Annotated in this window: 16 protein-coding genes; all 16 read left to right on the top strand. The window is 41.9% G+C overall.

The genetic code is table 11. The features are described from left to right. Nucleotides 1–7 precede the first annotated feature (7 nt). The 16 genes from EMIN_RS05765 to rpiB all read left to right on the top strand — a co-directional run bounded on the left by EMIN_RS05765 (nt 8) and on the right by rpiB (nt 13,341). Nucleotides 8–466 (top strand): NADH-quinone oxidoreductase subunit B family protein, encoded by a 459-nt coding sequence (locus EMIN_RS05765; protein ID WP_274376834.1) that lies wholly within the window; start codon nt 8–10, stop codon nt 464–466. After that, nucleotides 453–986: an NADH-quinone oxidoreductase subunit C gene (locus tag EMIN_RS08355; RefSeq protein WP_052545824.1), complete on the top strand. Its 534-nt coding sequence runs from the start codon at nt 453–455 to the stop codon at nt 984–986. Before EMIN_RS05765 ends, EMIN_RS08355 begins: the two co-directional genes overlap by 14 nt. Next, the gene (locus EMIN_RS05755) at nt 974–2,182 is read left to right on the top strand and encodes a hydrogenase large subunit (RefSeq protein WP_012415297.1); all 1,209 of its coding nucleotides are present in this window, start codon (nt 974–976) and stop codon (nt 2,180–2,182) included. Before EMIN_RS08355 ends, EMIN_RS05755 begins: the two co-directional genes overlap by 13 nt. Before the next feature lie 14 nt (nt 2,183–2,196). Then, a complete protein-coding gene (locus EMIN_RS05750) occupies nt 2,197–3,165 on the top strand; it encodes a complex I subunit 1 family protein (protein WP_012415296.1) in 969 nt (322 codons plus the stop codon). Next, complete coding sequence (locus EMIN_RS05745; protein ID WP_012415295.1) at nt 3,150–3,572, top strand: 4Fe-4S binding protein; 423 nt, start codon at nt 3,150–3,152, stop codon at nt 3,570–3,572. Before EMIN_RS05750 ends, EMIN_RS05745 begins: the two co-directional genes overlap by 16 nt. After that, nucleotides 3,572–4,048, top strand: coding sequence for a hydrogenase maturation peptidase HycI (gene hycI, locus EMIN_RS05740; protein ID WP_012415294.1), 477 nt, complete (start codon nt 3,572–3,574; stop codon nt 4,046–4,048). The genes EMIN_RS05745 and hycI overlap by 1 nt, the downstream gene beginning before the upstream one ends. A 171-nt stretch (nt 4,049–4,219) precedes the next feature. After that, entirely contained in the window at nt 4,220–5,203 is a 984-nt protein-coding gene (locus EMIN_RS05735; RefSeq protein WP_012415293.1) for an AAA family ATPase, read from the top strand. Nucleotides 5,204–5,216: 13 nt separating this feature from the next. Continuing rightward, entirely contained in the window at nt 5,217–6,077 is an 861-nt protein-coding gene (locus EMIN_RS05730) for a DUF58 domain-containing protein (RefSeq protein WP_012415292.1), read from the top strand. Next, a complete protein-coding gene (locus EMIN_RS05725) occupies nt 6,074–6,994 on the top strand; it encodes a hypothetical protein (RefSeq protein WP_012415291.1) in 921 nt (306 codons plus the stop codon). The genes EMIN_RS05730 and EMIN_RS05725 overlap by 4 nt, the downstream gene beginning before the upstream one ends. Further along, the gene (locus EMIN_RS05720; RefSeq protein ID WP_012415290.1) at nt 6,991–8,112 is read left to right on the top strand and encodes a VWA domain-containing protein; all 1,122 of its coding nucleotides are present in this window, start codon (nt 6,991–6,993) and stop codon (nt 8,110–8,112) included. Before EMIN_RS05725 ends, EMIN_RS05720 begins: the two co-directional genes overlap by 4 nt. Further along, nucleotides 8,112–9,119 carry a vWA domain-containing protein gene (locus EMIN_RS05715; protein WP_012415289.1) on the top strand — a complete coding sequence of 336 codons (1,008 nt, stop codon included), beginning with the start codon at nt 8,112–8,114 and terminating at the stop codon, nt 9,117–9,119. The genes EMIN_RS05720 and EMIN_RS05715 overlap by 1 nt, the downstream gene beginning before the upstream one ends. A gap of 4 nt (nt 9,120–9,123) precedes the next feature. Beyond that, a complete protein-coding gene (locus EMIN_RS05710; protein WP_012415288.1) occupies nt 9,124–9,753 on the top strand; it encodes a tetratricopeptide repeat protein in 630 nt (209 codons plus the stop codon). Nucleotides 9,754–9,755: 2 nt separating this feature from the next. Then, a complete protein-coding gene (locus tag EMIN_RS05705) occupies nt 9,756–11,561 on the top strand; it encodes a BatD family protein (RefSeq protein ID WP_012415287.1) in 1,806 nt (601 codons plus the stop codon). Continuing rightward, on the top strand, nt 11,558–12,286 hold the full coding sequence (locus EMIN_RS05700; RefSeq protein WP_012415286.1) for a tetratricopeptide repeat protein: 729 nt from the start codon (nt 11,558–11,560) through the stop codon (nt 12,284–12,286). Before EMIN_RS05705 ends, EMIN_RS05700 begins: the two co-directional genes overlap by 4 nt. 16 nt (nt 12,287–12,302) lie before the next feature. Further along, nucleotides 12,303–12,887: a D-sedoheptulose-7-phosphate isomerase gene (locus EMIN_RS05695; protein ID WP_012415285.1), complete on the top strand. Its 585-nt coding sequence runs from the start codon at nt 12,303–12,305 to the stop codon at nt 12,885–12,887. Between the two features lies 1 nt (nt 12,888). Continuing rightward, nucleotides 12,889–13,341 carry a ribose 5-phosphate isomerase B gene (gene rpiB, locus EMIN_RS05690; protein WP_012415284.1) on the top strand — a complete coding sequence of 151 codons (453 nt, stop codon included), beginning with the start codon at nt 12,889–12,891 and terminating at the stop codon, nt 13,339–13,341. Nucleotides 13,342–13,354 lie beyond the last annotated feature (13 nt).

Genomic DNA, 13,354 nt, shown 5'->3' with positions numbered 1-13,354 from the left:
ACAGAGGATACGTTTTATGAAGTCAATAAGAGAGCAGGTTGTGGCGTGGGCCAGAAGGAAATCACCCTGGATATTACATTATAATTCAGGCTCATGTAACGGCTGTGATATTGAAACCGTTGCCGCGCTTACGCCTAAATTTGACGTTGAGCGTTTTGGCATACTTCAGCACGGAACTCCCAGGCACGCTGATGTTATGGTTGTTTCGGGCGCGGTTTCCCGCCAGCAGGAAAAAAGGCTTCTAAGAATTTATAACCAAATGGCGGAACCTAAATTTGTTGTAGCCGTGGGTGCGTGCGCGTGCAGCGGCGGCGTTTTGCAGGGGTGTTACGGCGTGCTTGGCGGCGTTGATAAAATTTTGCCCGTATCCGCTTATATACCAGGCTGTCCACCCAGGCCGGAGGCTTTGATAGACGGTATAGTAAAACTGCTTTCAACGGTTGAAGGGGGGAATGAAAATGCTTAAAAAAAACACAGATGAAGAACTTAAAGAACTTCTTGAAAAAGATTTTGACGGCATGATTACTGATGTAACTATAAAAAAACTGCACAGGGTTTACTGTATGGCTTTGGGTAAAGATATTTACCCGATTACAGAAATCCTTATGAATAAACTAGGGTTTGATTATCTTTGCACGATAACCGGCGTTGACTGTGGGGACAGTATTCACGCCCTTTACCATTGGGGCTCAAAAGAAGGCGTGCTTTTAACTATAGAAGCGGTTTTACCCATGGATAATCTTAAATTAAAAAGTATCACTCCTTTAATAAGAGGCGCGGTTTATTATGAAAGAGAACTGGCTGACCTTTTGGGTGTTGAAGTGGAAGGCCTGCCCGAAGGCAACAGATATCCTTTGGACGAGGATTTCCCCAAAGACCAGTATCCTTTAAGAAAAAATTGGGACGCCGCCAAATATATTAAAGAGCATGAAAAACAAGAAGCCGAGATAAAAAAACTTGAGGGGGATAATTTATGCCAAAAATAACAGTGCCTTTAGGGCCGCAGCATCCCGCCTTAAAAGAACCGGGCAATTTTATGCTTCTTTTGGAAGGTGAACAAATTGTAGACGCTACGCTTCGCCTTGGTTATAACCACAGAGGCGTTGAGAAAGCCGCCGAAAGCAGAAACTATTTGCAAGCCATGTATCTTATTGAGCGTGTTTGCGGCATTTGCTCTCACTCGCACGCCACGTGTTATGTTATGAATGTTGAGGAAATAGCCGGCGCCGAAGTGCCTAAAAGAGCGCAGGCTATACGCGTTATCATAGGCGAACTTGAAAGGCTGCACAGCCATTTGCTTTGGCTTGGCGTGGCGGCGCATGAAATAGGGTTTGACACTCTTTTTATGTACTCCTGGCGCGACAGGGAAAGCGTTATGGACGCTTTGGAAACTATTTCAGGCAACCGCGTGCACTATTCCATTAACACTATTGGCGGGGTAAGAAGGGATATTACGCCTGAAATGGTTAAAACTGTGTTAATGAAAATAGAACATCTTGAAAAAAGAGTTAAATATTATATCTCATTAGCTACCGAAGAGCCCACCGTTATCGCCAGAACAAAAGGCGTGGGGCATCTTCCTAAAGAAGAGGCTTTAAGACGCTGCGCGGCCGGGCCTTTGGCAAGAGCTTCAGGTATAGCCAGAGACGTAAGAAAAGACGACCCTTATTTAATTTACGGCGAACTTGATTTTAAAGTTATAACCTCCGACGCGTGCGACGTTTTTGGCCGGTTATATGTGCGCGCTTTTGAAATGTTAGAATCTTGCAGACTTTTAAAACAGGTGCTTAACTGGCTGCCCGAAGGCGCCATAAAAGTTAATGTACCCGTTAAAATACCCGCCGGACATGCGGTTAACCGCTATGAAGCGCCCAGGGGCGAGGATGTGCACTATGTTAAATCAGACGGCGGTTTAAACCCGGCAAGAGTTAAAGTGCGCGCGCCTACGCTGGCTAATTTTGAAAGCGTTGACTATATGCTGCGCGGAGACGCACTTGCGGACGCGGCTTTAATTATAGCCGCCATTGACCCGTGTTTTTCCTGCACTGACAGGGCAACAATTATCAGTCCCTCTTTAAACTCAGTTAAAACTATAGATTGGAAGGACATGCGGGCGCACGGCATAGAGTATTATAAAAAGAAAGGAATAGATTTTTCAAAAGTAAAAGTTTTTGATAAATAACAAGGAAATAGATAATGGAACTTGTGAAAGGTATTTTAACGCAACTCTTTTACATCGCGGTATACCCGGGGCTTTTGTTTTTAGCCTCGTACGGGTTATTTTGCGAATGGTTTGACCGCAAACTTTACGCTCAAATGCAAAACAGACAGGGGCCGCACTGGTACCAGCCCGTGGCTGATTTTATTAAGCTGCTGTCAAAAGAAGTTGTTGTGCCTTCTAACGTTACAATGGTAAAAATGTTTAAAGTGTTGCCGTTTGTTGCGATATCGGCCATTGTTACAACGGCGCTTATGGTGCCCTTTCACAGTGTGGAAAGCGTTATAAACTTTCAGGGTAACTTGATAGCGGCTTTATATCTTTTAACAATTCCCACAATTACATTTTTCTTAGTGGGGTGGACTTCGCAGAGCCCTTATTCCGCCATAGGTTCCATGCGTGTTTTAACACAACTTTTCGCCTATGAAATTCCTTTAATGACGGCTATGCTTTCACCGGCAATTTTAGCGGGAAGCTGGAATATAGCGGATATAGCATTATTCTTTTCGGCTAATCCGCTGCTTATGTTTGTAAATATTATAGGGCTTTTTGTTTCTCTTATAGCTTTGCAGGGTAAATTAGAGCGCGTTCCTTTTGATATTCCGCACGCCGAAACGGAAATCGTTGGCGGCGTTTTTACCGAATATTCGGGCAGACTTTACGGTTTTATACAACTTGCTATTGATATGGAAATGGTTGTCGTTGCCGCTTTAATGAACAGCGTGTTTTTGGGTGGAAGTTTGGGGCTTGGCGGAATAGCGGGGTTTGTTTTATTTATTGTTAAAACGCTTGCGATAGTTTTTGTTTTATCTTTAATAAAATCGCTTATGGCGCGCGTAAGAATAGAACAAATGATAAACTTTTGCTGGAAATATCTTGCCCCGTTAAGTCTTTTACAAATTATAATAAGCATTATTGTAAGGAGTATTGTATGGCCCACCCTTTAAAAGCGCTTAAAGAGGTTATTAATAACCTTTTTACAAAGCATTCGACAATAGAATACCCTTATAAAAAAATTGAAACCGCCGAGACCTACAGGGCCCGCATAAAATTTACGCCCGAAAATTGCATAGGCTGTAATATTTGCGTGCGCAACTGCCCGGCCAACGCTATTAAAATAACACAAATAAACCCGCAGGATAAACCGCAAGCTTTAGAAGGCGGCAAAGTAATTCCTGCCAAACGCAAATTTAAATGCGTTATAGATTTGGGCCGTTGTATTTACTGCGCTCAATGCGTGGAATCCTGCCCCAAAAAAGCGTTATACGCGAGCACGGAGTTTGAGCTTGCAGCTTTTGACAAAAAAGATTTGCAGGATGAATTTAAACACCCGGAAGAGGATATAAACAAATAATGACAGACCCGTTAAGTAGAATAAGAGATTATGAGCAGTCCGACGTACTTTTTTTAGGTATAGGAAACGAGGTCCTAGGCGATGACGCCGCGGGGCCTTATTTTATAAAAACCCTTGAGGATAACAAGGACAAGCACGATTTTAATTATATCGACTGCGGTACGGTGCTTGAAAATTTTGCCAATAAAATAATAGAGTTAGAGCCAAAACTTATTGTTATTATTGACGCGGCAAACTTTTCGGAAACGCCCGGTACATTAAAACAAATTGATATGGACACTATAGCAAACGCGTCCGCCTCAACGCATACAATGCCGATAAACGTTTTTACGGCGTATCTACAGGAGCAGATGAACTTTGCCCCCGAATTTGTTTTTATAGGGGTTCAGGCCAAACAACTTGAGTTCGGCGTTCCTATGAGCAGCGAAATTGTGGATACGGTTACCGGGTTTGCTAAAAAACTTATTATCGGATAGTAAAAAATATTTTTCTAAGCCTGTTTTAAAATACCCGTTATTTTAACGGTTAAAAATTTAAAACAGGCTTTTTATATTTACCGCGCATATTGTCTATATTCTTTAAAAAAATATAATATTATATGTATACATAGGGTTGTTTAAAAAAACGGCCTGATTTACGGGGGTATTATGGATATTAATACTATAAGCAAAACTGTCCAGCAGGAAAACATTTTTATTCACGACCTTAAAAGAGAAATAGGCAAAGTAATCGTAGGGCAGGAAGAGCTTATTGATAAAATGCTTATAGCCCTTATAGCGGACGGACATGTTCTTATAGAAGGCGTGCCCGGTCTTGCTAAAACCTTAACCGTAAAAACGCTTGCCCAAAGCATGCGTGCCGCGTTTTCAAGAATACAATTTACGCCGGATTTGCTTCCCGCCGATATTACCGGCACTCTTATTTTTAACCCTAAAGAAGGCACTTTTACGCCAAAGCAGGGGCCTGTTTTTGCCCACCTTGTTTTAGCTGACGAAATAAACCGTTCTCCCGCCAAAGTACAAAGCGCATTGCTTGAAGCAATGCAGGAGCGCCAGGTAACTATCGGCGATAAAACTTATTTGCTGCCCACGCCTTTTATGGTGCTTGCCACACAAAACCCAGTGGAACAGGAAGGCACTTACCCGCTGCCCGAAGCGCAGGTGGACAGGTTTATGCTTAAAATAAAAATAGGTTATCCTTCTAAACCGGAAGAAAAACAAATTTTAGAACGTATGGGCCAGGCTCAAACGCCTAAGGTAACGCAAACAGCTACTTTAGAATCCATGCTCAAAGCGCGCGCCGTGGCCGACAGTATTTATATAGACGAAAAAATTAAAAACTATATTGTTGACCTTGTGTTCGCCTCCCGCTTTCCTAAAGATTACAACCTTTCTTCATTATCATCTTTAATCAGTTACGGCGCAAGCCCAAGGGCAACAATATTTCTTGCCAAAGCGGCAAAAGCCTACGCCTTTCTTAACGGCAGGGGTTATGTTATACCCGAAGATATTAAGGCCGTAGGTCCGGATGTATTGCGCCACCGCATACTGCTTTCTTACGAAGCAGAAGCCGAAAATATAGATTCCGATAATATTATAAAACAGATTTTCGAAGCCGTAGAAGTACCTTAACTGAGGGCTTTGTATGGACACTTCCGAACTTCTAAAAAAAGTACGCCAAATTGAAATACGGACCGGCCGCCTGGTAGCGGATAATTTTGCCGGGCAGTATCTTAGTGTATTTAAAGGCCAGGGCATAGAGTTTGCCGAGGTTAGGGAGTATGTCGCGGGTGATGACGTGCGTTCGATAGATTGGAACGTGTCCGCCCGCAGCGGTAAAACTTATATAAAACAATTTTTAGAAGAACGCGAACTTACTTTAATGATAGCGTGCGACGTGTCTGCCTCGGGCGCGTTTGGCAGCACACAAAAACTTAAAAGAGAAGTCGCGGCCGAACTGGCGGCTTTATTTGCTTTTTCGGCGCTTACCAACAATGATAAAGTAGGTCTTATGCTTTTTTCCGACATGGTGGAGCTTTTTATCCCTCCTAAAAAAGGCAAAAAACATATTTTGCGTCTTGTGCGCGAGCTGCTTGTTTTTGAACCTAAAAATAAAAAAACGGATATTTCGCTTGCTTTAAACACTTTAAACAAAGTTATAAAAAGGCAGGGTATTTTGGTTTTAATTTCAGACTTTATGGACGAAGGATTTGAAAAAGCGTTTAGGCTTTCGCAAAAAAAGTTTGACCTTATACCCGTTTTAGTGCGTGACCCGCTTGAATCAAGCGTGCCAAAACTGCCGCTTTATATTAACGCCGTTGATCCGGAAAGCGGCGAAAGCGCTGTTTTTAATTTAAAAGATGCTCCCAAATACGGCGATATAACCAAGCGTGAAAAGTTTTTTCACTCTTTGGGCGCGGATTATATTAAAACATTTACCACGGGCAGCGCAGCGGACGAGGTGGTTAAATTTTTTAAAAAACGGGCTGAAAAGATAAAAAGATGAAATTTTTTAAATTACTTTTATTATTTTGTTTACTTTTAATTTCTCTTAATTCATACACGCAAGAGGAGAGGATTATTGCGCCTAAAAAAGCCGCGCTTGTGGGTTCTGTTCCTAAAGCTTCGCTGGCAAAACCTTTTCATATAACTTTTAATATTGCTGATGTTAACGCGCATGCCATATTCTTTGACCTCGAAAGTGTTAACGCCAAAGATTATGAGGTTATTAATACTGCCGTTATGCAGGTCGGCGATGGGGTTGAATATACTTTAACCGTTATGCCCTTTGTTTTGGGGGAGACTGAATTCGCGCCTGTTATGTGGAACATTGAGGGCGGGCAGACAGCCAAGAGCGAGCCCGTTAAACTTAAAATTGATAAGGCCGAAACGGGCATTATAAAAAAAGATATTGTTGATATAAGAGGGCCATACCGGCCTTTCGATATTTGGTTTTTGTTAAAAGTTTTAATTTTTGCTTTGCTTACGGCTTTTTTAATAATTCTATTTAGAAAGCTGAAAAACAGAAAACCCGTTTCCGCACCGCAAAAATCTAAAGTTATTGATAACCGCCCGCTTGAAGTTAAAGTTAAAGCCCGTATTTCCGAACTTCTTGCAAGCGGACTATGGGAAGCGGGGGAATATAAAGAATTTTATATAGAACTGACCGAAATTTTAAGGTTTTATTTATCAAAACGGTTTTCTATTAACGCTGACGTGCAAACCACTTTTGAACTTTTGCGTAATATAAAAGCATCCAAGGCGGCTGATATTCTTGACGATGCCAGGGCTTTTCTTAACGGGGCGGACCTTGTTAAATTCGCGAAATTGGCGCCCTCCGTGAAAAACAGGGAAACTGACATTTCTATCCTTAACCGTATTATAGATAAAACAACGCCCGCTCCCGCCAAGGAGGGCAAATGAGCATATTTTTAAAAATACTTATAGTATTTATGGTTCTTTTAATCCTTAACCTGCTGGCTATGATTGTTGCCAAACAGGGTAAGGCAAAGGACTCTTTATATAAATTTTCTTTTTTACTTTTTGTAGTGACAGTGCTTTTAATGCTTTTAAATATTGTTATTTTTAAATTTTTTAAAGGTACTGTTTTCGCTAGTCCTTATTTGTTATTTTTGATTTTGCCGATACTGCTGTTTTGGCTGGCGTATCCTTTTTTGCAAAAACTATATGCGCCGGGGTTAAACTATAATTTGGCTTATAAGCCGGAAACTTCAATACCCGCTTTAACGGCAAAATATTTTTGTTTTACATTAATAACGCTTGGTCTTATATTTGCCGTTTTGGCTCTTGCCAAACCGAGGGACGCGCAAAAAACAGTTTTACCTCCTACCGAAGGCGTGGATATTATTTTAGCTATAGACACTTCAGGCAGTATGGCTGCGCAGGATTTTGACCCTAACAGAATAACGGCGGCCAAAGTAGCCGCGGCCAACTTTATAGCCAACCGCTTAAGCGACCGTATAGGTATAGTTGTTTTCGCTTCGGACGCTATGTTGCAAAGCCCGCTTACTTTAGATTATGAGTCGCTTTTGGACTTTTTGGCCGACGTTCGTATCGGCATGGTCAGGACGGACGGTACCGCTATAGGAGACGCTATTGCCGTTTCCTCTGTACATCTGGAACGCAGTCCCGCAAGAAGCAAGGTGATAATTCTTTTAACGGACGGGGAGTCAAACAGCGGCGTAATTTCCCCTCTGGACGCGGCCAAAACCGCCGCTTTATACGGCATAAAAGTTTATACCATTGCTACCATAAGTAAAAACAGCCGTGACTCGCTTGATTTTAAACCCGATGATTTGGAACAAATAGCCAAACTTACGGGCGGCAAATATTACCGCGCGTATAATGAGGCGGAACTGACAAAAATTTACGCGGAAATCGACAGCCTTGAAAAAACGGAATTTAAAAACAGCGTGCTTGTTAATTACCGCGAAAGATATCTGCCGTTTTTAGCTCTTTCACTTATTTTAATATCGTGCGGATTTATATTTTCCAAAATTATTTTTATGAGGGTGCCCTAATGTCTCTTTTCAGAAATCCTTTTGTGTTGCTGCTAATGCCCCTGTGTATTTTTTTGATAGTGGGTTTTTGGCATTTGGGAAATAAAAGGAAAAAACGGTTTCTAAACCAGGTTTTCAGCGAAAACATTTTATCTAAAATAAAGCTGCCTTTTAGTAAAAACGCCGCATTGTTAAAAGATGTTTTACTTTTTGCGGGCCTAATTTTTATATTTATAGCGCTTGCAGGGCCGCAATGGGGGGTTGAAAAAATAAACGTAACGGCGCAGTCTTCCCACAGCGTTATAGCGGTGGACGTATCCGACTCCATGAAAGCACGGGATTTGAAACCCACAAGGTTGGAAAACGCCAAAACAATGCTTAAAATGTTAATAAGCGCTAAGGGCGAACAAAGAACGGGCATAGTGGCTTTTACTTCAAAGGCCTACACACAGTGTCCTATTACTAACGACGTTGAGGCTTTGAAATATTTTGTAAACCAACTGCGCCCGGAAATGCTTAACGCCAAGGGCACGGCGCTGGCACCCGCCGTGCAAAGAGCGGCGGAAATGCTTTCAAAGTACCCCGGCAAAAAGGCATTAATTTTACTTACCGACGGTGAGGACCACGAGCCCGAACAAATTGAAGAAGCCATTAAAACAGCCCAAAAAGAAGGAATTAAAATTATTGCCGTTGGTATCGGTACGGAAGAGGGGGAGCCTATCCCCGAAAAAATTGAAGGCGGGCGTGTGCTTGAATATAAAAAAGACGCGGACGGTAAAACTGTTATAACAAAACTTGATGAAAAAAGTTTAAAAGAACTGGCCTCCAAAACGGGCGGAGTTTATATAAAATACAAAAACGCGCAAACGGTCGCGGCGCAGATAGCGCAGGTTTTAGAGGATTTGGATAAGAATACAAGAGACATAAACGTAAGCAGCGGTTTTAAAAACAGATATCAAATTCCTCTTGCTTTAGGCATATTATTGGTATTTGCAAGTTTAATCATTCCTTTAAAAAAGGTAAGATAAAATTATGAAAAAAGCGGTTTTATTACTGGCGTTATTTTTACTTGCTTCCGACGTTTTCTCGGCAAGCGCCAAAGACTTGCTTATAAAAGGCGGCAAAGAATACGGGCGCGCCAAATACGGCGCCGCTTTAGACACTTATAAACAGGCCGCTAAAAAAGACGGGAGCGCCGCGGAGCCTGTTTACAATATGGGCGCCGCTTACTATAAACTTAAAGATTACGAAAATTCGGTAAAGATGTATGAATCCTCAGCTAAATATGAGGGCTGGTTAAAACAAAACTCCTATTTTAACTTAGGTAACGCTTATTTCAGGTCCGGCAAGCAGGAAGAGGCCAAAGCCGCTTATAAACAGGCGATTTTAATTAACCCGCAAGATAAAGAGGCCATACACAATCTGCAAATACTTTTGCAAAATAATAAAGAAGACAAAAATTCCGAAAATAAAAAAGAAGAAGAAAACAAAGATCCTGAAAATAAAGATTCGCAGGGTAATTCAGAAAGCAAACAGGACCAAATGTCGCAGGGCGACGCCAAGCGTCTTATGCAAATGGCTAAGGAACAGGAACAAAAAGACAGAAACAGAAACCAACAGAAATACGGCGCCGCAGGCGGCGGTGTTATAAAAGACTGGTAATTATGAGAATAAAATTTTTACTTCCCGCGGTTTTAATGTTTTTCTGCGTTTTCGCAAATGCGCAAATAAGGGTTGCCGCTTCCGTAAATGAAACCGTTATGGAAGTGGGGGAAGAATATTATCTTACAATTACCGTAACCGGCCCACCTAACGACACTTTTGCCCCCGCTCTGCCCTCAATGCCAAATTTTAATGTTTATTACGGCGGCCTTAACATAGCCAGCGCTGTTGACGAAAGCGGCTCTTATGTGCCGGAACTTCACTATAATTACCGCATAATACCCAGGTTCCCGGGCAAGGCGGAAATAGGCCCCGTTAAAATTGAATATTTGGGTAAAGAATATACTTCCGAACCTATTAACATTAACGTTTACAGAACGGGTGAGGCCGCCGGTAAAGAGCCGCCCAAACAAGCGGAAACAAAAAAAGCAGCTTCTTCAAGACCTGTTGTACCCCGCGTTTCCGGGCAAGAAAAGAGCGCTCCCGATATTCCCAAACAACAAAGTTATGACGATGTTTTTTTGCTTGCCAAAACGGATAAAAAAGAAGCCTATGTGGGTGAGCAAATTACATTAACCACTACTTTTTACAGTTCCTATTCTTTGGAAGGGTCCTCTCTTTATTACGCGCCCGCTATTGAGGGGTTTACAAAAGAGGAAATGGACGGCGACGTGGGCAAAACAATGTTAGCCGGGCAGGAGTACCTTTATAATACCGTGGAAACAGCGCTTTTCGGCGTTTCCCCCGGGATAGGTACGGTAGGGCCTTCAAGGGTAGAATATACCGCGTCCAAAAGCAGGGGAATGCCTAAACTTGACAGCCTTTTGGGCAGGATTTTAGAGCCTGGCTCCGTAAAAAGCGTGCCTTTGGAAATAGGTATAAAACCGCTTCCCATGCAGGGCAGGGATAAAACTTTTACCGGGGCTGTGGGGGAAAAGTATTCAATAACCGCCTCCTTAGACCGTGATAATATTGAAGTAGGCGAAGCCGCCACTCTTACTTTAACCGTAAGGGGAGTGGGAAATTTAAAAATGGTGTCGCCTCCGCTAATTCCGGAAATAGAAGGCTTTAAATCTTACGAAGCGGCAGGTAATTCAAACGTGGCACCGGTTAAAGGCGTTGTGCAGGGTATGAAAACATTTAAAACCGTTTTAGTAGCTACCGCGCCCGGTGAATTTACTGTGCCTTCCATCGCTTTTTCCTTCTTCAGCCCTACAAATGAGAAATACGTAAAAGTAAATTCGGAGCCTTTAAAAATAAAGGTTATTCCTTCAACCGGAGGGGTGGATAATGTTATTTCTTACGGCGGGGCGGCGCAGGGCCCGTCCGCAAAAGCATATTTAACGGATATAAACTACATAAAGCAAAACGCTTGGGTAAATAAATTTAACCTGCTCCTTTTCTTTAACGATTTGGGCCGTTTTAACCTTATTCCCGTACTTATAGGGGCTATAATTTTGTTTATTAAAATGCTTTCCAAAAGCGGACTTTTAGACAACCCTGTAATAAAGGCTAAAGCGGCGGTAAAAGGCGCTAACGACGTTGAAACCCTGTCTTTGGCGGTAACCCGGTTTGTTAAAGACAAGACGGGGTTTTCCATGGGGAGCATGACAACCAAAAATCTTGTGGCTGCTCTTTCTTCCAAATACAATGTTTCCGCGCTTACCCTACAAACGCTTGAGGATGTTTTAAACCAGCTTAACGCGTTTAGGTTCGCTCCCGCGGGCACGGTAAACGCTTTAGAGTTTGATAACGTTAAACAAAAAACTTTACAAGTTTTAAAAAATTTGGAGCGTGAGATAAAATGAAAAAAATATTAACGGTTTTATTGTTTTTAGCTCCTTTATTTGTTTTTGCCGATATACAAATACAAAAAGCCGATGAATATTACAATAAAGGCCGGTTTGACCTTGCCTTAAAAGAATATAAAAGCGCGCTTAACGGCAGGCAAAATAACGCTTATCTTTACTATAATATAGGTAACAGTTATTTTAAACTGGGTTCTTTGGGAAGGGCTTTAGCCTATTATGACAAAGCTTTTGAGCTTAACCCCAGAGATTCTTTTATAAGGCAAAACTTTAGTTTTGCGCTTGAACGCAGCGGGCAAAGCCTTGTTCCCCCGGGACTGCCGGAAGTTTTACATAAAGTCTTTTTCTTTTTATCAAAAAGTGAGCTTAGGGGGCTGTTTTTTATAACAGTTTGGCTTTTTTTAACCGCTTTTTCATATTTCTTGTTAAAAAGGAAAGGCAAAAAAGTTTTATATATAACCGCGGCTCTTTGCTTGTTAAGCGGAATTTGGTATGGTTTTACCTGGTACGGCAGTAATTATGAAAGGGCCGTGATAGTTGACTTTGCCGGGCAGTTAAGAAGCGGCCCCGGAGATGGTTTTGAAATAAGCGCTACTTTGCCGGAAGGGTATTTTGTTTCGGTCGAAGATGTTAAAGACGACTGGGTTCTTATAAAACCTGTACAGCAAAACGCTATCAGCGGCTGGATTAATGAAGAAAATATAATTAAGATAGACAATATATAGAAAAGGAGATTTTTTTATGTTTTTACAAACAGAAGGCGACGAACTTATAGAAACCTTAAAGTGGGTTAAAGAAAATTTAGCCGCTAAAGTTGAGGAATTGGCCAACGTAATTATCACATGTTATAAAAACGGCGGCAAGGTTATTTTGATGGGCAACGGTGGCAGCGCCGGCGACGCCCAGCATATAGCGGCTGAGTTTGTGGGCAGATATAAACTTGAAAGAGGCTCCTTTCCCGCGCTTGCCTTAAACACGAATACATCAACAATTACGGCTGTCGGTAACGACTATTCTTATGACGATGTTTTTTCCCGCCAGGTGGAAGGTTTTGCCCAAAAAGACGATGTTGTAATAGGTATTTCAACATCGGGTAACAGTAAAAATGTATATAAAGCCTTAGAGTCTGCCAAAAAGAAGGGCTGTTATACTGCCGCTTTTTTAGGTAAAGACGGCGGAACAATAAAAAATATTGTGGATTTGGATTTAACAGTAAAATCAAACAATACACCGCGCGTGCAGGAATGTCATATTTTTATGGCTCACAGCATGTGTGATTTAGTTGACAGAGCCCTTTACGACTTTGTTCACGGGAAAAAAAATTAATATGAAAATAGCTTTAGCTTCCGACCATGCGGGTTTTTCTTTAAGAGAAACCGTTATAAACAAAATAAAAGATTTAGGGCATGAAGTCATTGATTTCGGCACTTTTGAATGCTCCAGCGTTGATTTTTCGGACTTTGCTGTTAAAGGGGCGCAGGCCGTTGTTTCAAAACAGGCGGAAAAAGGCGTTTTTATCTGCGGCAGCGGTGTCGGCATGTGTATATCCGCAAATAAAGTTAAAGGGACAAGGGCTTCTGTAGCGCATGACACATACAGCGCGGCGCAGGGTGTGGAACATGAGGATATGAATATTCTGTGCCTGGGCGCGCGCGTTATAGGCCCCAGCATAGCTGAGGAAATAGTAGAAAAATTTTTAAATGCTAAATTTCAGGGACTTGAGCGCCAGGTAAGACGTTTAAACAAAATAATAGACATAGAAAATAACAATTTTAAGTAGTTAAGCCGTAAGG

The organism is Elusimicrobium minutum Pei191 (genome assembly GCF_000020145.1).
GTDB classification, from domain to species: Bacteria; Elusimicrobiota; Elusimicrobia; order Elusimicrobiales; family Elusimicrobiaceae; genus Elusimicrobium; species Elusimicrobium minutum.
The sequence above is the reverse complement of the archived record's forward strand: the minus strand, read 5'-3'. Positions and strand labels throughout refer to the sequence as shown.